We start from the raw sequence: 21,688 nt of genomic DNA, 5'->3' as shown, positions 1-21,688 counted from the left end.
GGGTCATGGGCCACCTGCGAGGGATTTTCTTTGATCTCGACGATACGCTGATTGACTCCACCGGCGCAATGCGTGCTGCCATTGGAGCGATCCAGCCTCTGGTGCCCGAAAACTCCCCCACCGAGATCGCCGCTGCTCTCACGCATGCTTACCACCAGCTCTGGGGCTACGGAACACCAGGCTACCCGGCTCTCAAGACCATTGCAACAACAGACTTACGCCACCAGCTGACGCGGGCGGCCCTGGGAGCTCTAGGGATCACCAGTACGACGCGCCTCACCGAGATTCAGCAAACCTACGAAGCCGCCGAGCACGCCGCACTTCGAGCACTTCCTAGCACACGTGAAACACTCAAGACGCTCCAGCCGCACTTCTCCCTTGGTATTATCACCAATGGCCCCTCAAATATCCAACGAGAGAAGCTCGCTCAAGTTGGGCTAACAGAGTTTTTCGATGTTATTGTCGCGGACGTGGATTTTGGTGCTCCCAAGCCCGATCCTGAGCTCTTTGAGTACGCACGAAAATTAATCGGCCTGCCATCAAGCGAACTATTGTTTGTTGGAGACTCTCCTGAGGCAGATATTGCCGGAGCAAGTGCGGCAGGCTGGAGGAGCGTGCTTTTTCGGGGGGTGGGTAGCTCTGAGGCAAGCTTCTGTATCGAAAAACTAGAGGAGATCTTGCTCTTGCCACCTGTTCTCGAAACAAAACACTTGCATCTAGCGCAAAGGTCGCCGATACTATAGAGGAAGTAGGGAAATGATGTTAGCACCCGCTCGATTGCTAGATCTGCTCACCCCGCGTCTCTGGACACCTGATCAGGGCGCAGCAGGGCTGATTTTCATCCCGCCACCTCGGAGATTAATCACCGTGGTCGGGGGACAGATAGCGTCGGCAGGAGACCGTGGGAGCGCAAGCCGCGCGGTGCAAAGAGAGCGCTTTGAAGCGACACCAGGAGGGTTAATCATCGTGAGCAGTTCGCGCAAAAAGGAGCCCGGTCGAACGATAGGGCACCCAGATCTCGCCTCAGGGGCCAGCGTGCAACGAGGCGATGTCCTCTATGTTTCTATCGCTGAGGCGGTCTACCGCGAGTCACGCGGAGAGACCGTAGAACTGCACTTCGAGTCCACCGACGAAGACAATGAGGCGCTTCGGGAGCTACGCGTGCGTGCTCGCAACCGCTGGGAGAACGATCGCCTCCCCGATGGCTGGACCCGCCCCTTGCCCCTGCCTGCCCCCAGCCCCAAGAAAACGGGCCTCTCGGAAGAGCTACGTGCACTCGCTGAGGAGTGGAACGCCCGTCAGAGAGGCCCTGAGCCTCTGGAGACTATCGAGGAAGACTAAGGCGCTTCCGCTAGACGCAGACGGATTGTGCTAGGCTGACCCTCACGGAGGATTCCCAGCTCTATTTCCTGCCCAATCCTCTGGCTCTCCAGTGCCTTTCGGTAGCTCGCCTCATCACGGATGGGAGCTCCCGCGAGCCGTGTGATGACATCGCCCTGCTGAAAACCCGCCATGGCTGCGGGAGAGTTCCGGTAGACGGCCCGAACCACAACGCCACTTGTTCCCTCAGGAAGTCGAAGCATCCCTGCCAGACGTGCCGTCAGTTCGGTGGTGACCACCCCATCATAGGGGCGACGGACTTTCCCGTAGCGCTTGAGCTCTCCGACGATCTGCATCGCCGTTTTAATGGGGATCGCAAAGCCGATATTCTGGGCATCGGTGCGCACCAGCGTGTTGATTCCCACAACTTTGCCGCCCAGATCCACCAGCGCCCCGCCCGAGTTGCCCGGATTGATGGCCGTGTCGGTCTGAATGAGGTTCTCGTAGGTGCGATCTTCCATCACCAAGGGACGCCCCAGCGCCGAGACCACTCCCGCCGAGACCGAGTGTGAGAGGCCCACGGGGTTACCAATCGCCAAAACCGTCTGGCCAGGCAGTAGCGCATCGTTCTCCCCGAGCTGAGCGGTGGGCAGGCGCTGTGGGTCTTGAACCTTGAGAAGCGCAACATCAGTGGCCCGATCCGCCCCGACAGGCTGTGCGGTGAATACCCGGCCATCGGTGAGGGTGATCGTGATCTTTCCGCCCGTCTTTACGGACTCACCCACCACGTGCTGATTGGTGAGGACATAGCCCCCCTCTAACAACACCCCCGACCCCGCTCCCGTCGGCACCTCACGAGTCTCCTGGCGGCCCCTGCCATAGAACCAGTCCTCACGACTATCAAAAACCGTCCGGCTCTGGCGCGAGGTCGTGTCAATCGCCACCACCGAGGGAGCCGCGAGCCGTGCCGCCTGCACAATCGGCTCTTTATCCGCTGAATAGGGAGGGGCCGCCACCGCCAGCTTGGCCGGCAAAAGAGACTCCATACCTCCCCCACGTGCCGTCACACACGCCCCTGCCACCATGCCCACAAGCAGCGTCCCTAGAGCCGTTGTGGGGCGATTCCATCGAAAACTAGCCATGACAAATCCAACTCCTCTTACCTTTTTCATACGCAAGAAAAAAAACAAAGTTCCCAAGTGAAAGAAATTGCACCAGGGAGCCGTCTAAGCTACAGATCGCCATGCTAGCCGAGCTTCTTAGCCGCCACCGTGCTGCCCGTCCTGAGCTAAAGACTGTCTTTGAGAACCACAAAGACCGGGTCTTCACTGTGGCGCTGGTGTGTCTGGAGGGAGATAGAGCCGCCGCGGAAGACGCCGCCCAAGAAGTCTTCGTGCGCCTCGCAGGGCGACTCTGGCAGTTTCGTGGGGAAGCTCGTCTGACCACTTGGCTCCACCGAGTGACGGTTAATATCTGTCGCGACGAGCTACGCCGCCGACGGCGAAGCGAGAAGCAGCTCCCCGATCCCGAGCCGCCCCCCACAGACTCTTTTATCGCCCGCCGTGAGCTTCATGAGGCTATCGAGAGTCTGCCGGAAACCCTGCGCACCCCGATTCTCTTGCGCTACTTTCACGAGCTCAGCTACGACGAGATCGCCACCCAGCTTGGCTGCCCGACGGGAACGGTCGCGACACGGCTCCATCGGGGCTTGAAGCAGCTTGCAAAGCGCCTTGGAGAGGAGGAAACAGAGCCATGAACAATGATTTGCCCGAGTCTATTCTAGGCAAACGTTTAGAAGAAGAAGCGGCCCAGCTCACGCCTGCTCCCTCAGGACTCTGGGAACGTGTGCAAGCCAAACGAAGCAAAAAGACGTTTCCTAAGCGTGTTTTCGCCCTCGCGCTTGCCGCCAGCGCTGCCGTGATATGTTTTCTGATCTTTCGCCCCCGCCCGCTCGCCTCAATCTGGCAGCTGGAGGGCCGTGCACTCCGTGTCGGCGAAGAAATTAAGACAGCCCGGAGCGCGAGAACCCTCACCAGCACGCTTGGAACCGTCACGCTGGAGCCGGGCTCACAGCTACGCGTGACGCGGAGCCGCCCGGAGCGTCAGCAGCTTGCTCTAGACCAAGGCGCGATCACGGTGAAAGTGACGGCACCGCCGCGTCTCTTTGCGGTGGAGACGCCCCGTGCCCTCGCCGTGGACCTGGGGTGCGCCTACAAGCTCTCGGTGGCGGGGCAGAGTAGCGCACTCGATGTCAGTGTCGGCTGGGTGGAGCTGGAAGATAAGCAAGGCGCGAGCGTGCTCGTGCCTGCTGGTGGACACCTAAGAGTTTCTTCAAACGGAAAGCTCAGTCTACCCTGGTACGGCGAGAGTGGCGAGCGCCCCAAAGCACTGGAGGCGTATGAGTCCGGCGGGCCACTTGAGCCCCTGCTCGCTGCGCTCCATGAGCCCGTAGATACCCTGACGCTCTTTCATCTGCTGCCACGCGTCTCGGGAGCCGAGCGCGAGGCCACTCTGGAGAAAATGCTCACTTTCACGACGCTCCCAGGAAGCGTCACCCGCGAGCAAGTGCTCGCGCTCGACAAAAAGGCTCTGGCGACCTGGCGCGAGGAGCTAAAACTGCTGTGGGGCGGTGCCGCGCAGCTCGGGATCTAGGAGAAAAAAATGCAAGGTAAGTTTATTGTTCATGAGTGGGGGACGTTTTTAGCCATCGCGGGATCGGATGGCGTGAACTTAGAGGGGATGTACCACGAGGAGCACCCACTCCCCACCTTTGTCCATGCCCCCAAAGAGGACACCGTGTTCTCTAGGATCGCCACGCTCAAAGGCGAGACACCCGTGATCTATTTCTACACCGACAGGCCACGCCGTGTGTCGGTGGGGGTGGACTTTCCCACGGGCACTTGGACGCACTGGTTCCCGTCTGCCCAGCGTGTCGGGCGCTACCCTGGCCCCCATCCCACGCACAATGGGCATATCGCCTGGATCGCCAACATCAAGCCCCCCTCGCCGCAAGACCGCCTTCCTACGATCGCTCCCGACTCCCTCTGGCGCTTCGCCCGCCAGGTCCCCCAAGCCGCCACGGTGCACATGACCCCAGATGCGCGGCTCCTCAACGACACGCTCAGTGGGTTCACACCCGTTCCCGCGAGTGGCGAGACGGAGCGTTTCCTCTTCTACCGAGGGCTGGGAAAGGCTGACCTGCCCGTGCGCTTCTTCCCTGAGGTAAACGGCGGGCAGCTGACGACCACAGTTCCGGTGCGCTCTGTAATTGTCGTTAACGTGACCAAGGGGAAGATTACGTGGCGGGCTTTTGAGAGCCTGAGTCCGAAGCAGAAGCTAGAGGGCATCACGCAGCGCCTGAAGCCAGGAACGCCTGAGGCCGTCGCGCAGCGCCTGACCAGTGGCCTAGTCGAGAGCGGACTCTTTCCCGATGAGGCCAAAGCGCTAGTCAATACCTGGAAGTCGAGCTACTTCGGCAGCGACGGCCTCCGCGTGCTCTTCATTCTTCCCCCAAGCTGGACGGAGAAGTTTATTCCGATGCGGGTCTTCCCCAAGCCAGATCAGCTTACCCGCGTCATGGTGGGCCGGATCGAGGGACTTACCAGAGAGCGCGAGGCAGCGGTCGCGGAGGCACTCCAGAGCTATGCAGCCGCGCCCGAGAAACACTTCGCGACTCTGGCAGCGCAAGGCCGCTATCTGGAACCTATTCTGCGACGCCTGGCCACCCAGGAGAGCCTTCGGCAGCCCTGTGAAAAACTACTGGCCAGTGCCTTCGTGGCGACGGGTCAGAGCAGCGCGACGGAAGTCCGAGAGGCGCTTCTAGCTCGGTAAGATCCAGTAGCGCAGGAGGGTCTGAACCGAGAGCACGACTCCAATTCCAATCACCAGCTTACGGACGTTGCCCGCTCCCAGCCTGCGGGCCACTCCGACGGCAAGCCAGCCGCCCAGCATCGCGCCGACGGTCATCAGGGCAGCGAGCTTCAGATCCACTTTGTGGCTGAGCATGAGCACCACAGACGCCACGACGTTCAGGCCGCCCGTGAAGACCGTCTTGAGGCCGTTCATCTTGTGCATCTCGGTCATGCCCAGCATCCCGAGCGCCGCCAGAGTCAGAATCCCAATCCCCGCCCCAAAGTAGCCTCCGTAGACCGCCACGCCCAGCAGAAACAAGGCGATGGGTAGCGTGATCTGGGAGAGCTCACCGGAATCTGCGGGGCGCTTGCCGAGCTTCTTGAACCGGTCTTGAAAGGCGAAGAGTAGCGTCGCAGCGAGAATCAGAAACGGAATCAGCCGGTCAAAGAGGCGCGTCGGGGTGGCGAGTAGCAACAATGCGCCAATAGTCGCTCCGACGAGTGCAATCAGAGCCAGGGGGAGCATGAGGTGACGCAGGCCACCCAGCTCTTTTCGGTAGCCTAGAAATGAGGCAAACGCGCCCGGAGCGAGCCCGGCGGAGTTGGTGGCATTTGCGACGATGGAATCCATCCCGCCTGTGAGGAGCACCGGAAAGGTGATGAGTGTCCCCCCTCCCGCTACGGAGTTCACGCCCCCTGCCACAAACGAGGCCACAAAAACTAGCCCGAGCTGGAGCCCCGTCATGGAAGCGTTACTTTCACGTCCAGCGGTTTTTTCTCGCCCAGGCGGCGCAGGCGCACCACAAGCCCCATTTTCTCGGCATCGTCCAGCGCCTTGAACCAGTCCTCGTTGCGTGTGAGGGTTGAGGTATTGATGGAGTTGATACTCTCGATCACATCGCCGGGCTTGATCCCCGCCTTCGCAATCGGCATCCCATCAAGCACCCCTGTCACGAAGCGCTCCCCTGTCTCGCGCACAACTCCTACCTGCCAGCCCCACTTGGGGACGCGCTGGTTACTGACAGGCTCTTTGGGCTGGCTGGCGAAGAAACGCTTGGCTCCTGCAATAATCAGCGCCGCGCAGAAGATCGCAAAGACGGCTCCGATCCAGAGATCACGCTTCTCCTGTTTGCTGAAGGCGGCGTAGCGGGAGTTGGCGATCAGGAGCCCCATGCCCATCGGCACCCAAGCGGGAATCGGCAGCGCGGTAACTTCGACAACGACCAGGGCCAGCGCAAGAAGGCCAAAAACCCACCAGAACGTGCGCTTTAACGGGATCTGCCACTCGGGCTTGAGCCTCGGAAACTGGACGATGGCGGCAAAAAACAGCGCAGGCAGGAGCACATCGGCGGGGCCAATTGTCACGCCAGAGAGGAGTGGAATGGATTTGGACAGGTGCAGCGGCATCTGGGGCTGGGGCGAGCCGCCGCCCACCGAGACGAGCGAGATCAGCTTGGAGTTGGCTTGCATCGCCTGCGCCACCGTGCCCATTGTCACCATCACAATGTCAAAGAAGATCACGATCCCTGCAAGTGCCAAGAGTGTGTTGGGATGCTTGATGATCTTACGCCCCAGAGCCACGCCCATGAGAATAACGCCCACAGGCAAAAAGAGATTGTTGGCGGTCAAAAAGAGCGGCAGAGGCACCGGCACGCGGAACTTCTCGGTAAGGAGATAGACCATGCCCATCGGCACCGCGAGTAGGAGCCCCACCAGCCCCAGAAAGCCCGGACTCTGCGGCAGACGTGCCGCGCCCCCCGCCGCGCCCATCAGAGCGAGGAGAAGAGGAAACAGATAGGCCAGCGATGCAAGATGCCCCGCCACGCTCTGCGCAGCAGGAAGGGGAACCCAAACGCCTAAATAGCGGTTAAGCAGCGTGAGAAGAAAAGCGGCAAGCGCTCCGCCCAGCAGCGCAAGAAGCGCAGGCGATGTGGGGGGGGCTGAGTCGGTAGAGGGAGGAGAAGCTGTCATAGATACCAGTCCATCGGTCTGCCAGGTGGCAAGGACGATAAATTTAGTATACAATCGAAAGTTGTCGCGTGCCTAGGGCGGAGGCTTTCAAGCCTACTGCTTAGACACGATTAAGGAGTTTTGAATAAGTGGAACCACTGCGAATTGTGATCGCAGACGATGAGCCCATCATCCGAATGGACCTCCGGCGCACGCTGGAGAATATGGGACACATCGTAGCGGGGGAGGCTGGGGACGGTCGCCAAGCGATCGAAGTCACCCGCGAACTCAAGCCGAATGTCGTGATCCTCGACGTGAAGATGCCCCAAATGGACGGAATTGACGCCGCCAAGGTTATCTCCACAGAGGGTGTCGCACCTGTCCTGCTCCTGACCGCCTACTCCGACCGGGAGCTTGTAGAGCGGGCCAAGGATGCAGGCGTCTTTGCGTATTTAATCAAGCCTTTTAAAGAGGCGGATCTGATGCCCGCTATCGAGATAGCCATCGCTCGTTTCGAGGAGATGCTGGAGATCGAGAAGGAAGTGGCAGATCTGGAGAACAAGCTGGAGACCCGAAAAGCGGTAGACCGCGCCAAGGGTATCTTGATGGATCTCTACGGACTCAAGGAGCAAGACGCGTTCCGTCGTATCCAAGTCCAGAGCATGAATACCCGCAAGTCCATGCGTGAGATCGCTGAGGCGATCATTATCGCAAACTCGGTCTGACGTGCAAAAACAAACAGCGGAGGAGCTTCAGCGACTTCTGGAGCGACGCGAGCATGAGCTTGCAGATGCCCGTCAGCGCATCCGCCAGCTTGAAGAAGCACTCGATGCACGCGCCTCTGAGGCTGCCGCCCTCCGCCGTATCTCAGAGGCCACCGGTCAGGTGGTCACGACCGACGACATCCTCCCCTTAATCGCCGAGATCGCTCTGGAGGTGACCGACACAGAGTCCGCTCTGGTCTATCTCTTCAACGAGTCTGGCGACACTCTGGTGCTACGTGCCACCACCGACGAGCCGATCAAGCCCCTTATTGGCAAGCTACGGCTGAAGATCGGCGAGGGGATCACGGGCTGGGTTGCAAGAGAGAAAAAGCATGTCGCGATAGCTTCCGAAGCCTGGAGCGATGAGCGCTTTAAGTTCCTCCCCGATCTCAACGAGGACCGCTACCAGAGCATCCTCTCCGTGCCGCTTATCTGGCGCGATGAGTGTATTGGGGTAGTCAACGTTCGCACGCAGGCCCCACACACCTACACCAAAACCCAAGTCCAGCTCCTCTCAGCCATTGCCTCCCAAGTGGCGGGGGCCATCCAGACCAGCCGCAAAGTGCGCAACGCAGAAAAGAGCGCCACGCATCTCTCCACAGTGGCCGAGGTCTCCCGAACCATTACCTCCAATCTCTATCTGGAAGAGATCTTGCAGCTCGCGGTCGCGGCCACAGCCCAGACCCTGAACTTTAAGATCGTCGCTCTGCGCCTGGTGGATGAAGAAAAACAGCAGCTCGTGGTCAAGGCCGTGCACGCCGCCTCAAAAGACTACGCCCGTCGCCCCCCGCTCCACATTGGCGAAGGTCTCGCGGGAAAAGCCGTGGAGACCGGAAAAGTGGTCACCGTGCTCGATGTCAAGAAATCCCCCGACTACAAGTTCGGTGACATCGCCCGTGAGCAGAATCTTACCAGCCTTGCCTGCGTCCCCCTGAAAGTGCGCGACCGGGTGATCGGGGTACTGAACTGCTACACCGACCAGCCTCATGACTTCACCGAGGGCGAGCTCAACGTGCTCTCGACGCTGGGTAACCAGGTGGCTGTGGCAATTGAGAATGCCAAGCTGATGGTCAAAGGTGCCCTGCTTCAGGAGATGCATCACCGCGTTAAAAATAACCTCCAGCAGATTGCCAGCCTCTTGCGCCTCCAGAAACACTACGCCGGAGACCGGCCTGCCACCGAAGTGCTGGAAGAGTCCATAGGCCGCGTGATGGCCGTCTCTGCGGTTCATGAGCTACTCTCCCGCGAGGATCTGGATACGATCTCCATCCGCAAGATCGCCGAGCACATCGTCCTTGCCACCAAACAGAGCCTCACGCTCCCCAACAAGCGCATTGACTTCCGGGTCGAGGGGCCCGAGCTGCGCCTCTCCAGCCACCAGGCAAACTCCGTCGCACTGGTGCTCAATGAGATGGTACAAAACGCCGTCGAGCATGGCTTCAAGCTCGCCGATGAGGGAACCATTCTGGTGCGCCTCATGGAAAAACCCAATGACTGGCTCTTAGAGGTCCGTAACACCGGCGATACCCCCCGCCCCGACTTCAACCCCGACAAGCACCACGACCTGGGCCTACAAATCGTCCAAAGTCTCGTGCGCGGCGACCTACACGGCGAGTTCAAGCTCCTCCGTGACGGCGAGGAAACCATCGCCTCCATCCGCTGGCCCAAGACGTAACTAGAGTGCTCCGGCGATTCCTGCGAGGGCGCTAACACGGGCGTCTGTTTTTTGGAGACCACGTGCCGTTCGCAGTGCACCTAGGCGATCTCCCGTGCGTGCTTGGGCAATGGCCAGCAGACTGAGACGCTGGTTTTGCTCTTTTTCGGGGAGGCCCAGACAAGCATCTTTCACTTCTCGGAAAAGTACCCGCCCCGCCTCAAGCTCACCCGCTTGAATGCGTAGCTCGCCAATAGCTTGCAGAAATCCCAGACGGTAGCCTGGCATGGTCTCGGGGTCGGTGATCTGGCGGACGACTTTCTCCGCTTCTTGGAGTGTCGCGAGTGCCTTGGCACGATTCTCTGCCTTCAGTTCCTCCCTTGCCAAAGAGACGAGTCCGGGGCCACGTTGGATCGGATGGGGACTCTGGAGTAGACTTTTGGAGACGGGTGGCCGCGTGGATTGACTTTGCACGTAGCCAATCTCCCACATCGCCCCTCGGGGATCATCAAGTGTCTGCGCGATCTTGTAGGCTCCCAAAAGATCACCCGAGGCCGCCTGAACCGATGCGATTCCTTCCATGGCCCAGCGGCGCTGAATCCCCGAGAGCGAGGAGGCAGCTTGCTTAGCACCTTCCAGATCAAAGGCGGCCCAGTCTCGGAGTAGCCAAAGGCGCTGTGCTTTCTTCTTGGGGTTGGGATTGGCGGCACTCCAGGCAAGCCGAATTGCTTCTTTGGCTCCCTCGATATTTTTCTGCTTGGCTTCCACCCTCGCAATAGCAGACCAGGCAGTCACCCGATCCAGGGGGTCGGTGGCTTGTGTGGCGCTCTGTCGTGCCTCCGTCAGCAAGGCTTGGGGAGTGAGTGGCTCCTGGGCAAGCGCGGGGACAGCAATCAGCAGGCTGGCAATAGTGGCAATAAATCTCATGACTCTCTCCTGAGCTTTTGGAGGCAAAAGAAAGACAGGGTGTTTCGTGTTTTTTCGAGGCACTTTTTTGCCGCGATATAATGAAAATTCGTAGGGGCGAATCATGTACACTTTTGCATATCTGGGAATGCCGCAGATCGTTATCATTCTGGTGATAGCACTGCTTATATTTGGACCACAAAAAGTTCCGGATCTGGCGCGTCAGATCGGCGGAGCACTGCGTGATCTGAAAAAGATGTCCAGTGACGTTCAGTCGGCGTTCGATCTGGACGATCACTCGTCGTACGATCGCTACGAGCCGCCCACTTACGAGTACACATCTCCGGTGAGTACGACCTACGACCATGAGCCGTTGGATCAGTATGGTTTGCCTGCTGTCGCAGAGCATCCCGCCCTCGAAGCCGTTGCCACAGAGCAACCCATCGAGGCACTGCATCCCACCGAGACACTTGTAGACGCGGTCGCCACGGAGCATCTCGCAGAAGCGGTAGCTGTAGTGCCCCCACTTGAGCTGGAGACGGTAACAACGACTGAGGAAACCACCGTACTAGAGACGGAGACCACAGAAGAAGCACTAGGCGCAGACACTGCGGCGAAGAGCGCTTAAGGAAAAGAGTTAGACTGCTATGTTAAACACCACATTTGCCTATTTTACAAGCTATACCGACTGGGCTATCGTCGCGGGAATCATCCTGGTTCTCTTTGGGGGAAGTAAGATTCCTCAGCTCGCTCGCGGACTGGGTGAGGGTATCCGGGAGTTTAAGAACTCCATCAACGGAGAGCCAACCAAGACCGAGGATGAAGAAAAAGACGAGAAGAAGCCCGAAGGCGATAAAGAGAAGACAGGCAGCGAGTCATGAGTATCATCCTCGGTATCCTCACGGGAGTGATGCTTATTCTCTCGGCGGGGCTTATTTGGATTGTCACTGCACAAAACCCTAAAAACGAGGGCTTCGGCGGCGGCGTCGCCAACACGCCCAGTAGTAACTTCCGAGGTAAAGCGGGCTATGATGAGATGCTCTCGCTCTATACCCGTAACTTAGTGATCGGGTGGATGGGAACAGCGCTGCTCCTCTATATCCTTCACGAAGTGAGTGGTACCTAGTGATTTCTCTATCCCGGCTACCTAGGTGGGTAGCCGGGATAGAGCTAGTTCTTTACTTCAGCGCACGCGGTATTCAGCAAGTAAACATAGAAAATTACCGCTGCTACACAGTAAACTAGGATTCCGATCAACATCGTCGTATATACCCTTTGTCCTATTCTAACAAGGGTTCTCCTTTCTGTCAAGGCGGTTGGCATGCGCCGTTTTTGCCTCTTTAGTTTCTGTCTGGTACTCGGGGTAGCTCCCACACAAGCCCAAGATATTCCACGAGTCCAGAATATTGAGGTCAGCGGGACATCCGTCTTGCCTACGACCTCAGTCGTGGAAGTTGCAAGAACCATGCTACAGGGCAAAGAAGCCAAGCCAGAGGCAATCCGTGCCGCTTTTGAAGCGATCAAGGCGCTCTACCGGGCCAAGGGCTACACGCTTGCGCAAGTCATCGGCTACCAGCTCTCACCCCAAGGAAAACTCACTTTAACGGTTGCCGAGGGACGTATCCGAAAGATCACGGTTCAAGGAGCCAAACGCACCCGCCTTTCGGTGATCCATGAGGCTCTTTCCCAGCGTGAAGGCATGGTTTACCGCGAGGCAGACCTTCAGCAAGACCGAGCGCGACTGGGGCGGCTGGGAATCTTCAGTGAGGTGCTCATCAGCGGTGTCCCTCCCGAAGAGAGTGAGGCAACCGATACCATTGGGCTTGTAGACTTGTTAGTGAAGGTCAAGGAGTCGCAGACCGGCAATGTCGCAGCGACCGTCGGCTATGGCGATGGGACGGGGCTCGTTGGCTTCGTGGATCTCTCAGAGAACAACCTGCTTGGAAACGCCCAGCGCGTCTCCGCACAGTGGCAGCGCTTTGGGCGTGTGCTGCTCGACAACAATGGCTTTCTGGTTCAAGAAGACCCCCGAACCGCGTTCTTTGTCACCCTTCAGCGACCCGCTGTTGGCCCGCGTAGCCTAGCGTATGGCGTGAGTGTCTACGACCAGAACACGATCTTCCTACCCACGTTCGGAACTCCGATTGAAACGTTCCGTAGCTACGAGCGGCGCAAGGGTTTCAATGCACAGCTAGGCAGACCTATCGGAGGAGTCTGGAACCTTGCCCTCACCGCGCGGCGTGATGTGGTGGGCTACGACCCCGTTCCCGATCGCATCAATCCGCCAATATCAGAGCTGAGCCGGGCCAGTGCGACGGTCGGTGCGCTCGGATTCTCGCTCGCGGCGGATACACGAGACCGTGCAGATAACCCACGGACAGGGACTCTTAACCGTCTGCGCTATGAAGTAGCAGGCTCTCAGTTTGGAGGCACCCGTAGCTTCACCCAAACCAGCCTGGATCTGCGCCGCTACAGCCCGATGAGCTTTCCTAAGAAACCAAACGCCGTCTTCGCCTCGCGCCTTCTGGCAGGGGTTTCTTCGGGCGATGTGCCCCTCTCCGAGCAGTTCTTTCTGGGCGGCTTTGATCTTCTGCGCGGCTATGAGTTCTTCTCCGTGCGCGGCGACAAGATGGTGCTAGGCTCCGCCGAGGCACGAGTCCCTCTAGGCACAGACACAACCGGCGTGGTTTTTCTTGATGCGGGCAATGCCTGGCTCCCCGGCCAGAGTGTCTCGGCGAGCGGCCTAAAGGTCGGAGGGGGAGTTGGGCTGCGCTTCCAGAGCCCCCTTGGTCCGATTCGCTTTGATCTCGCCTTTGGCAATGCATCGCGCACGTATATCTCCCTGGGGCAGTCTTTTTAAGCGATGAGCAGCACTGTCGAGCGCCTCGCGTTGCGCAAGCTGATCAGCCCTCCCAAGTGGCTCCCCGGCTGCATCGCCTACGAAACCATCATGGGATCCATGGCCTATGGTGTCTCCTCGGACTCGTCGGACATGGATGTCTACGGCTTCTGCGTCCCTCCCAAAGACGATGTCTTCCCGCACCTGCGCGGCGAGATTCCCGGCTTTGGTCGACAGCTTCAGCGCTTCGAGCAGTTCCAGCAGCACCATGTCGAGGACAAAGACGCGCTGGCAGGCAAGGGCCGCGAGTACGACCTGACGATCTTCTCGCTAGTGAAGTTCTTCCAGCTCGCGATGGAGAACAACCCCAACATCGTGGACTCGCTTTTTACGCCGAGAGAGTGCGTTCTCCACTGCAACGCCATCGGCGAGCGCGTGCGCGAGAAGCGCCAGATTTTTCTCCACAAAGGCGCATGGCATAAGTTCAAGGGCTATGCCTATTCGCAAGTCCATAAGATGGAGATCAAGACCCCACAAGAGGGCAGCAAGCGTGCCCAAAACGTCGAAACCTTCGGCTTCGATGTCAAGTTCGGTTACCATGTGGTGCGATTACTTGATGAAATCGAGCAAATACTAACATTAGGCGATCTTGACCTACAACGAGATCGCGAGCGTCTTAAAGCCATCCGGCGCGGGGAGTGGACACTGGAGCAGGTCAAAGAGTTCTTTGTGACTAAGGAAAAGGAGCTGGAGAGTGCCTACACCGCCAGCAAGCTCCCCCACGGCCCCGACGAAGCAGCGATTAAGACGCTCTTGCTGGAGTGCCTCGAAGCGCACTATGGCTCGCTGGAGAGTGCTATCGCCCTGCCTGGCCAAGAGCGGGCGCTACTGACGCAGATAAAAGCCCTCTGCGAGAAAGCGGGCGTATGAAAGATTCTCCCCTAACCCAAACCCACCCGGCTTCGAACCCACCCGGCCTTCGTTCGTTCCTCACTACAGCCACCCTCCCTCAGGGCAGGGAGGGTTTGGAAAACCCCCTCCATCTCCCCCTTCCCTGCCCTGAGGGAAGGGGGCCGGGGGGATGGGTTCAGCCGCTATGAAATCCCTCTATGCCATCCTCGCCGCCGCGTTTCTGCTCTCGGTGAGCTTTGCGGTTAAAGTTCCGCTGGGCAATAACCCTGATGAGACGACCCACCGGGACTATATCCGGCTGATCGTGGAGCAAAAAGGGCTGGTAATGTTTGTCCCAAGCAAGGGCCGCCGCCCCCTGCCCGCTCCTGTGGTGGAGAAAATGCAGGCACGAGAGGGAATGACCGAGCTGCCCGAGGGAGCACTCAGCCGCGATGAGACGCACCAGCCGCCCCTGTATTATGTGCTAACCGCGCTGGTCTTTGCCATCACGGGGGGCGGGAGTTTGCTCGCGCTGCGGCTTGTCGCACTCCCGTTTCAATTGGCGACGGTCTGGATTGCCTGGAAGGCGGGGCGGGATCTCTTTGCCAAGCGGCCCGAGCTGGCTCCCGCGCTAGCGGCGTTTGTGGCGTTCTTGCCCATACAGGCACAGCTCGGCGGCGCGATCAGCAACGATGCCACGACGCATTTTTTCTGTGCGCTGATTGTCTGGCGCATGGCACGCTTTTTTGCACCGCACATCGCACCGCCCCACCGCGCCTACGCTTGGGGTGAGGGCGCGCTCCTCGGGCTGTTTTTTGGGCTAGGCCTGCTCACCAAGCTAACAGTGCTTCAGCTCTACCCCGTGCTCTTTGTGGCTTGCGCACTTGCCATCAAAGCCAAGCGCATCACCTTTGCTGACACCATAGGGGTCTTTGGAGCAGCTGTGCTGGTGGGACTGGCGATTGCATCCCCGTGGCTGGTGCGCAACCAGATGCTCTACGGGGATTTTCTGGCCCAGACGATCTACAAGGCCACCGGGCCAAATTTCTCGCCGGATGAGATCAGCCAAATGTCCGGGTGGAGTGGGGCCGACTATGCCCGCAATGTCGGGCTGCGCTCCTTTGTGAGCTTTTGGTGTTTTCTAGACCCACATCTACCGACCATGCCTCTGGCCCGGTTTATCGGCTCGCCAGTGCTCCTGCTCCTCACGCTCGTTCCGGCCCTTGCGCCACTCCTGGGGCTGTACAAAGCCAGCAAAGAGAAAGCCGTCGAGCCTGTCTTTGGATTTGCTGCGCTGGCGGTGTTGTGCCTGGTGCCGTTCTTCACCAAGTTCGTCTACGAGGTGTTTCAGGCACAGGGACGCTACTTCCTGCCATCACTTCTAGCCGTGGCGCTGGTCTGTGTGGGCGGGTTTGCGGCGCTGGGAAAGAGCAAGTGGGCCGCTTTTGCTCCGGCGGCCCTGCTCTTGCTACTCTCGCTCTGGCAGCTAGTTGGTGGAGGATACGCCGCTAGTCGCTGAGGGACGTGCGGCCTGCGGAGCGGTGAGATAGCCCAGCCCCCAGCCCGCCGCAAAGAATGCCATCGCACAAAGGACGAGCACTAAGGGGCGTGATAACGGAGCCATCGTGGGTGGCTCGTTGTCTTGCAGATCATCGAACTCGGGCAGGAGCTTGGGGCGGAAGGGAGGAGGCTGTTTCTCCAGCCCCAGCTCAAGCCGTGCATACTCCCGCCCAATCCGTGCCACCGTTTCCACGGTTTCGTCTGAGAGGGTGCCCCGCAGTGCCAATGCCTTCATGTTGCGCGTCATACGAGCACCCAGTCCCGCTCCCTCACTGGTGCGTGCTCGCCACTCTCCTGGTTCCAGAGTATCGCCGAGGCGCATTGTCTCTCCGACATGGTCGGCGAGCAGGTTTGCATCTTGCGTCAGGGTCTGGGTCAGCTCTCGGGTTGCCGTGTCCTCTACCAGTGTTGGTGGAAGCGCCCCGACGAGCTCTGCGGAGAGGCGATCGGCGAGCTGCTTGATCTCCCCACGACCGGGTAGCAGAAGCGACGGAGCCCGCAACACCACGGAAAAGACACCACGGGGCGTGGGCCGCGTCGAAGGCCACCAGGTCGCAAACGTGGCAAACTGGTTGGCTGCCATCAAGGAGTGTAACCAGCGCCGTAGCATCGCCTCACTTGCCAAAGAGAATGGAAGCTCCGGAGCAAGCTGCTCTGGGGGTAGGGCCTCTACTGTCTTGGCAGGCGGCGGCGGGGTGAGGAGCAGAAGAGTGGTTTCCTGCACACGCGACTTCTCCTGAACCGCCTCCCAGAGCGCATCCGCACCCATCAATGTCAGGGGGCCACCCATCCGGAGAACCTGCTCGCTGGAAAGAAAGAGGAGGAGAAACTCTACCCCACGCCGCTGCCCTGCCAGCTCTTTATCATCGGTGATACGGCTCAGTGCCCAAAGATCTTTACGAATCTGCCAGAAAAAGAAAATTTTCTGCTCGACGGTAGGTAGCTCGATATCGGAGTAGAAGCCGTGGCAGACAAAGCGGATAGACTCCGTCAGGCTCTCCTGAACCCCTGGCCCACCGTCGGCCACCATTGTCGTCACTTTGTAGTCGTCATAAGGGCCCCGTCCACTACGGAAGACGGCCCACTGCACGCCAATGTGCTCATCACTCATGGCTTACTTTCCCGTGGCACGCCGTTCTTCAATGGCGGTCTGCCAGAGCTCGACAACCCGCTCAATATGCCGGATCGCATCCAAGTGCCTCTGCGTGGTGGTATCGGTGCTTCCCAAGAGCCAGCGCCGTAGCTCGGTAAAGGTGGTGACATTCCAGCGGAGCGCCCGTGCCGTCAGCCAGAGTAGAGGTGTGGCGCAGTTGGTGGGCGTGGTGTCCTGGGGCGAGATCATCTCAAACTTGCGGGAGAGATCCGGCTGACCATCGGGGCCATTGGCGGGACGCGAGGCGGTAATTGCGGTGGTCTTGAAGATCTCCGCATCGGCAAAGCCAGGGCCGGTCGCGCGGCACTTCTCTTCCCACTCCTGCAAGATGCCAAAGGGGCCGCTGTAGCGCAGCAGTGATGAGTTCACATCGTCTTTGCCGCGCACTCGGCGCTCGCCGTAGATAAGCTGATCCATCTTAACGTGATCGGGTAGGCCACTGGCAAGATCCACGCACTCGTCGCACTTGGTCATCACCATCCCGACCGGAATCACACGGTTCTTCCCATTGCCTTCAATGCGGCCCTCGGCATTGACTCCCATCTTGCGATCGGTCTTGCCATCAATGAGAATATCCATTGCGGCCCGGAAGGCATTGTGGACATCATTGAGGCCCTCTTCCTGAACCCCACGCCGCAGGCTTGAGATATCCCCCACAAAGAGAATCCCATCGGAGTCCGCGATCCGGTTCCAGTACTTTTTATGGGCATCGGCAGAGTGATCGCTGGTCACCAGCAAGCTTCCGGGGTAGTCAAGCAGGTTGATACGCGCCACCTTGACGGGCTTGTCGTTCTTGCGCAGACGTACAAAGACATCGAACTTGAACTCGCGCATGCCTTGGGTACTGGGGGGCCACTGGTTGTAGGTGTAGATTAGATCCGAGAGATAGTCTAAGTTGCGGTCTAAATAGTAACGCTTCTGCGCCTCATCAAGCTGCTCATAGTTGACCGGCGTAATGTCCACGGGCTTGACAATCACCCCGTAGCGCTCTGCCGTGTTCTCCATCCACTCTTTATAAGCTCCTGCCAGTAGTACGGTCTTACCCGACTCACGGCCCCCGATCACCGTGAAGTTCATCTCTAGCGCCTCGCCACCCGTGGCAACATAGCGCGAGTCGCGGCCCTGCTTGCCGCCTTGGAGAAAACGTAGCTTTTTGTCGGCGTCCCATGCCAGCTTCAGAGTCACACCGGCCCAGGCAAAGCCGATCAGGGTCGGAACTCCTGTCGCCCACGTCATGAACGGCCAGCCCTGGATAATGCCATCTATCAGGCTATTAAACGGAAGGGCGAGAAACCCCACTAGGGCCGCTTGTGGCAAGAGCTGAATCAGTCCTAAGTTGCCGCCTCCCATCACTGAATCGCCACGAAGTGCCAGCTTTCGAGCGACTATCAGCCCGATAATTGCGGCAATCGCGTTGGCAATAAACCGAGAAATAAAGAACTCTGGGGTAGGCTTATCGGCACCAATCGAGGGCAGCACCGCACGGACAATCAAGATCGCAAGGGCCGCTAAGACCCCCGTGATCACGCCCGTAATCGCCCAGTCCCGGACAGCATCCACCGCCTTGTAGCCGCTCCCCTTGGTCTTGGTGGCTTTCTTAGCGGCAAAAGAGCGAAAGAGCGCTGTGGCGACAAACGCCGCAAGCGTGGCTCCCACGGGCACAAGACTGTAGGCAACGCTGAGCCCCTGCGCCTTACCCGATGTTATATAGGCCGACCAGAGTACCGCCTTGAGCCAGAGAAACAGCCCGCCCAGCCCGATCAGCATCGCCCACTTGGCGAGCTCCGCGACTTTGAGACGCTCCATCGGGTCTAGGCGCTGGATGAGTTTTTTATCTGCCGTCTTTGCTGTCACCAGTGGTGCAGGCGCTTCTGAGGGACGCTCGTAGGCAGACAAATTCGGCACGGGAAGCTCAGGGGGAGGCGCGGGGGCAGGAGCATCGCGCTCCGCTGAAAAGTCCGACTCGGTGAACATCTCTCGCCGCATAGCTTACTAAACCCCTATACAAACACGTTGCCTGTGAGGATACCATAAAACGACTAGGGTAGAGTGTGGAATCCTGCATGGTGTACTACTGGGCTATAAGTCGGCAGATTTACTTAAAAACTAAATCATCGGCCTCTCTACCGTTTCAGATACTTATCGAAAAAGGCAAAAAGTGCGGCATCGGCTTGCTTGGCCTGTTCCCCGCCGAACCCATGGCCTGCACCTTGCAGTGTCACTAGCTCCGCATCCACTCCGGCTGCCAGCAGGCGATCCACCATCCAGATAGACTGCTCGTAGGCGACATAGTTGTCTTTGGTGCCATGCACGCAAAGTGTCGGCGGCGCTTGCGGGGTTACCCAGTAGAGCGGGCTTGCCGTGATGTGCTTGGGGCGCTCTTTTTCGACACTGCCTCCCAGAAAGAGCGGCAGCACCTCGGCGGCATCCACACTCTTGCCATAAGAGCGGGTGAGATCACTGGGGCCGTAGAAGTTCACGACGCAGTTGACTTTACTGGACTGCGTGGGATTTCCACCGTCGCCCTCCAGCTCTTTGACACCGCCGGTTACTCCCAGATAGAGCGCTAAATGCCCGCCCGCCGAGCCGCCCGTTACCCCAATTCGCTCCGGGTTAATATGGTACTTGGCGGCATTGGCACGCAGCCAACGCACAGCGGCTTTCACATCGTGGATGGCGGCAGGAAACGGATACTTAGGCGCAAGCCGGTAGTCCACGGTGATCGCGACATAGCCCCGGGCGGCGAGCTGCTTGATCAGCCCATCATAACCATCGCGGGTTCCGGCGCGAAAGCCCCCGCCATGGATGCAGAGCACGGCAGGAAACGGCCCATCGCCCTTTTCAGGCCGCGCCAGATCAAGCTTCAGGTGCTGATCATCAGGGTTGGTGAACTCAATCCCCTTCTCAAAGACCACACCCTCCTGCGCCCGAGCTTGAGCTGGTGCAAGCACTGTCAGTAGCAATAGTGCCAGTGCACCTCTCCATAAATGTCGCATTAGTGCATGTCCAAGCCACCGGAGATATCAATCGAGCCACCGGTGATGTAGGCGGCTTTCTCGCTGGCGAGATAGGCGATGAGCTCCGCGATCTCGTCGGGGCGGGAGAGGCGCTTGACGAGTAGCTTGGCCATGAAGGCTTCCACGTCTTTGTCGCCGCCGGTTTGGCGGCGCTCAGCGAAGTTTTTCTGCATCATCCCCGTGTCCACGGCAGCGGGACAGACACAACAAACCCGGATGCCCTCCTCGCCCAGGGAGATCGCGGCGGACTTGGTGAGATGGATCATGCCCGCTTTACTTAAACCGTAGATGGTCTGCGTGGGTCGCCCAGAGCGCCCCGCGGCGCTGGCGACATTGACTACGACGCCCCCGTTGCCAAACTTCTTCATCTCAACGGCAGCGGCCTGGATACAGAAAAACGCACCCTTGAGGTTAATGTCCATCAGCCAGTCGTAGGTTTCTTCGGTGACATCCCAGATCGGCTCTAGGCGAAAGACCCCCGCGTTGTTGACCAAGCAGTCCAGCCGCCCCAGCTTTGCCGCCAGCGCCGCAAAGACCTCGCGGATCTGCGCCACACTGCGGATGTCCAGCACGGCGGTCTCCGTTCCCTCGCCGATCTGCGCCGCCGCACTATCAAGCGCCGCCGCATTGATATCCACCAGCACGACTTTCCAGCCATCGCGCCGGAAGATCTTGCCCGTCTCAATCCCAATTCCCCCGGCCCCGCCGGTCACTACCACCACTTTTTGTTCGCTCATGCCACTAAATTCCCCTCGCTTGCTATAATTTCCTGTCACCAAGTGGCAAAAATGTGCGTCTTAAGATTCCGAAGGAGTACAAAAAACATGCTAACCCTACTGCCCCCCGCCATGCTCGCCACCGCGCCTGAGTTCCGAGTCGAGGAAGGCACCCTCAAAATCACGATCCAGGACGAAAAGAAAAAAGAGAAAACAAGAAAAAAGAAAGACGAGAAGAGCGAGAAAGACGACGACGAGAAAAATAAGAAAAGCAAGCATAAGAAAGATGACGATGATGATGACGAGGGAGAAGATGGTGGCAAGCCTGCGATCACTCTCCTCACGGGCACCTATGACCCGCGCCTTGCCAGCTACGGCACGCTTCGCCAGTACACACTCTCCTCACAGGGTCTCTTTGCAGACTATCTTAAGGGCAATGGTCCAACCAAAGCCGAGGTCATTGGAGTCGGTATGAACGGGGGTGCCCTCTTTTCACGGAGCAGTAAGGCTGCCATCTCGCCGTTTCTCAACTGGGGCTGGGGTGTCTATCACTCACGAGGCAATAGCTCAGAGACAAAGCTAGCCTGGCGGCTGGGAATGGGAATCACGACTCAGGTCGGGTTTGTCGCCAAACTCCAGCTCCTGGATACCAAGCTCAACAACGGCAACCTACGCGGCTCGTCGCTCATGTTCGGCTGGCGATTCTAACCTCACCCGTCTCGGACCCACCCGTCTTCGTTCGTTCCTCACTTCGCCACCCTCCCTCAGGGCAGGGAGGGTTCAAGAGATGGTTTGGAGCGCTTCGAGAATACGCTGGCTGAGCTCCTGGTCGGAGAGGCGCATGACCTCTGCGTTGGTAAGACGCAAGAAGCTCAGATTATCCTCGGATCGAAGATGCATTTCTCGGTTCAGGTCATATTGCGCGATGTCGGGGCGGAGATGGATCACACCGTCAATCTCTAGGGCGAAGCGCTTCTCAGCACAGTAGAAATCAAGAATAAATCGTCCCACGACCCGCTGCCTTAAGAAACGATACCCACCACAGCGCCGCTGCCGAATCACTTCCC

At 58.9% G+C, this 21,688-nt stretch carries 23 protein-coding genes; 14 read left to right on the top strand and 9 right to left on the bottom strand.

The genetic code is table 11. The annotated features are described in order from the left end of the window. Nucleotides 1–5 precede the first annotated feature (5 nt). Complete coding sequence (locus tag RMO15_RS09215) at nucleotides 6–743, top strand: HAD family hydrolase (RefSeq protein WP_309710992.1); 738 nt, start codon at nucleotides 6–8, stop codon at nucleotides 741–743. Between the two features lie 13 nt (nucleotides 744–756). Beyond that, nucleotides 757–1,341, top strand: coding sequence for a hypothetical protein (locus tag RMO15_RS09210; RefSeq protein ID WP_309710989.1), 585 nt, complete (start codon nucleotides 757–759; stop codon nucleotides 1,339–1,341). On the opposite strand, the gene RMO15_RS09205 is transcribed toward RMO15_RS09210, so the two are convergent. Then, nucleotides 1,338–2,462, bottom strand: a complete 1,125-nt coding sequence (locus RMO15_RS09205; RefSeq protein ID WP_309710986.1) for a trypsin-like peptidase domain-containing protein — start codon at nucleotides 2,460–2,462, stop codon at nucleotides 1,338–1,340. The two genes, RMO15_RS09210 and RMO15_RS09205, sit on opposite strands and share 4 nt — an antisense overlap. 101 nt (nucleotides 2,463–2,563) lie before the next feature. Here RMO15_RS09205 and RMO15_RS09200 point away from each other — a divergent pair, with 101 nt between their 5' ends. From RMO15_RS09200 to RMO15_RS09190, 3 genes are read left to right on the top strand one after another with little or no spacing between them, the layout of a single operon-like run. Then, on the top strand, nucleotides 2,564–3,076 hold the full coding sequence (locus RMO15_RS09200; RefSeq protein WP_309710983.1) for an RNA polymerase sigma factor: 513 nt from the start codon (nucleotides 2,564–2,566) through the stop codon (nucleotides 3,074–3,076). After that, on the top strand, nucleotides 3,073–3,972 hold the full coding sequence (locus tag RMO15_RS09195) for a FecR domain-containing protein (protein ID WP_309710979.1): 900 nt from the start codon (nucleotides 3,073–3,075) through the stop codon (nucleotides 3,970–3,972). The genes RMO15_RS09200 and RMO15_RS09195 overlap by 4 nt, the downstream gene beginning before the upstream one ends. 9 nt (nucleotides 3,973–3,981) lie before the next feature. Beyond that, nucleotides 3,982–5,151: a hypothetical protein gene (locus tag RMO15_RS09190; protein WP_309710976.1), complete on the top strand. Its 1,170-nt coding sequence runs from the start codon at nucleotides 3,982–3,984 to the stop codon at nucleotides 5,149–5,151. Here the strand turns inward: RMO15_RS09190 and RMO15_RS09185 are convergent. Continuing rightward, nucleotides 5,140–5,916: a sulfite exporter TauE/SafE family protein gene (locus tag RMO15_RS09185; RefSeq protein ID WP_309710974.1), complete on the bottom strand. Its 777-nt coding sequence runs from the start codon at nucleotides 5,914–5,916 to the stop codon at nucleotides 5,140–5,142. The two genes, RMO15_RS09190 and RMO15_RS09185, sit on opposite strands and share 12 nt — an antisense overlap. Beyond that, entirely contained in the window at nucleotides 5,913–7,142 is a 1,230-nt protein-coding gene (locus RMO15_RS09180; RefSeq protein ID WP_309710971.1) for a PDZ domain-containing protein, read from the bottom strand. The genes RMO15_RS09185 and RMO15_RS09180 overlap by 4 nt, the downstream gene beginning before the upstream one ends. A gap of 128 nt (nucleotides 7,143–7,270) precedes the next feature. Here RMO15_RS09180 and RMO15_RS09175 point away from each other — a divergent pair, with 128 nt between their 5' ends. Both RMO15_RS09175 and RMO15_RS09170 read left to right on the top strand, forming a co-directional pair. After that, on the top strand, nucleotides 7,271–7,846 hold the full coding sequence (locus RMO15_RS09175) for a response regulator (protein WP_309710968.1): 576 nt from the start codon (nucleotides 7,271–7,273) through the stop codon (nucleotides 7,844–7,846). A gap of 1 nt (nucleotide 7,847) precedes the next feature. After that, nucleotides 7,848–9,560 (top strand): GAF domain-containing protein, encoded by a 1,713-nt coding sequence (locus RMO15_RS09170; RefSeq protein ID WP_309710965.1) that lies wholly within the window; start codon nucleotides 7,848–7,850, stop codon nucleotides 9,558–9,560. Here RMO15_RS09170 and RMO15_RS09165 read toward each other — a convergent pair whose 3' ends face one another. Further along, nucleotides 9,561–10,466, bottom strand: a complete 906-nt coding sequence (locus RMO15_RS09165; RefSeq protein WP_309710964.1) for a hypothetical protein — start codon at nucleotides 10,464–10,466, stop codon at nucleotides 9,561–9,563. Between the two features lie 103 nt (nucleotides 10,467–10,569). On the opposite strand from RMO15_RS09165, the gene RMO15_RS09160 reads away from it, so the two are divergent. The 6 genes from RMO15_RS09160 to RMO15_RS09135 all read left to right on the top strand — a co-directional run bounded on the left by RMO15_RS09160 (nucleotide 10,570) and on the right by RMO15_RS09135 (nucleotide 15,694). Continuing rightward, nucleotides 10,570–11,073, top strand: a complete 504-nt coding sequence (locus RMO15_RS09160) for a twin-arginine translocase TatA/TatE family subunit (protein ID WP_309710961.1) — start codon at nucleotides 10,570–10,572, stop codon at nucleotides 11,071–11,073. A gap of 19 nt (nucleotides 11,074–11,092) precedes the next feature. Continuing rightward, complete coding sequence (locus RMO15_RS09155) at nucleotides 11,093–11,326, top strand: twin-arginine translocase TatA/TatE family subunit (RefSeq protein ID WP_309710958.1); 234 nt, start codon at nucleotides 11,093–11,095, stop codon at nucleotides 11,324–11,326. After that, on the top strand, nucleotides 11,323–11,571 hold the full coding sequence (secG, locus tag RMO15_RS09150; RefSeq protein ID WP_309710955.1) for a preprotein translocase subunit SecG: 249 nt from the start codon (nucleotides 11,323–11,325) through the stop codon (nucleotides 11,569–11,571). The genes RMO15_RS09155 and secG overlap by 4 nt, the downstream gene beginning before the upstream one ends. Before the next feature lie 195 nt (nucleotides 11,572–11,766). After that, nucleotides 11,767–13,305 (top strand): BamA/TamA family outer membrane protein, encoded by a 1,539-nt coding sequence (locus tag RMO15_RS09145; protein ID WP_309710953.1) that lies wholly within the window; start codon nucleotides 11,767–11,769, stop codon nucleotides 13,303–13,305. Between the two features lie 3 nt (nucleotides 13,306–13,308). Then, on the top strand, nucleotides 13,309–14,214 hold the full coding sequence (locus RMO15_RS09140) for a nucleotidyltransferase domain-containing protein (RefSeq protein WP_309710948.1): 906 nt from the start codon (nucleotides 13,309–13,311) through the stop codon (nucleotides 14,212–14,214). A 166-nt stretch (nucleotides 14,215–14,380) separates the two neighbouring features. Beyond that, nucleotides 14,381–15,694 carry a glycosyltransferase family 39 protein gene (locus tag RMO15_RS09135; RefSeq protein ID WP_309710947.1) on the top strand — a complete coding sequence of 438 codons (1,314 nt, stop codon included), beginning with the start codon at nucleotides 14,381–14,383 and terminating at the stop codon, nucleotides 15,692–15,694. Here the strand turns inward: RMO15_RS09135 and RMO15_RS09130 are convergent. From RMO15_RS09130 to RMO15_RS09115, 4 genes are all read right to left on the bottom strand, one after another. After that, nucleotides 15,662–16,846 (bottom strand): hypothetical protein, encoded by a 1,185-nt coding sequence (locus RMO15_RS09130; protein ID WP_309710942.1) that lies wholly within the window; start codon nucleotides 16,844–16,846, stop codon nucleotides 15,662–15,664. The two genes, RMO15_RS09135 and RMO15_RS09130, sit on opposite strands and share 33 nt — an antisense overlap. A gap of 3 nt (nucleotides 16,847–16,849) precedes the next feature. Beyond that, entirely contained in the window at nucleotides 16,850–18,874 is a 2,025-nt protein-coding gene (locus tag RMO15_RS09125; RefSeq protein WP_309710939.1) for a hypothetical protein, read from the bottom strand. Between the two features lie 137 nt (nucleotides 18,875–19,011). After that, the gene (locus tag RMO15_RS09120) at nucleotides 19,012–19,851 is read right to left on the bottom strand and encodes an alpha/beta hydrolase (RefSeq protein WP_309710935.1); all 840 of its coding nucleotides are present in this window, start codon (nucleotides 19,849–19,851) and stop codon (nucleotides 19,012–19,014) included. A 32-nt stretch (nucleotides 19,852–19,883) separates the two neighbouring features. After that, nucleotides 19,884–20,642 carry an SDR family oxidoreductase gene (locus RMO15_RS09115; RefSeq protein ID WP_309710932.1) on the bottom strand — a complete coding sequence of 253 codons (759 nt, stop codon included), beginning with the start codon at nucleotides 20,640–20,642 and terminating at the stop codon, nucleotides 19,884–19,886. A gap of 87 nt (nucleotides 20,643–20,729) precedes the next feature. Here RMO15_RS09115 and RMO15_RS09110 point away from each other — a divergent pair, with 87 nt between their 5' ends. Beyond that, nucleotides 20,730–21,329, top strand: coding sequence for a hypothetical protein (locus RMO15_RS09110; protein WP_309710928.1), 600 nt, complete (start codon nucleotides 20,730–20,732; stop codon nucleotides 21,327–21,329). Nucleotides 21,330–21,401: 72 nt separating this feature from the next. Here the strand turns inward: RMO15_RS09110 and RMO15_RS09105 are convergent. Then, the coding region (locus tag RMO15_RS09105) for a DUF559 domain-containing protein (RefSeq protein ID WP_309710924.1) at nucleotides 21,402–21,688 on the bottom strand (287 nt) is incomplete at its 5' end.

It is taken from the genome of Armatimonas sp., from assembly GCF_031410135.1.
Classification (GTDB): domain Bacteria; phylum Armatimonadota; class Armatimonadia; order Armatimonadales; family Armatimonadaceae; genus Armatimonas.
This window is presented reverse-complemented; position numbering and strand designations above follow the sequence as displayed.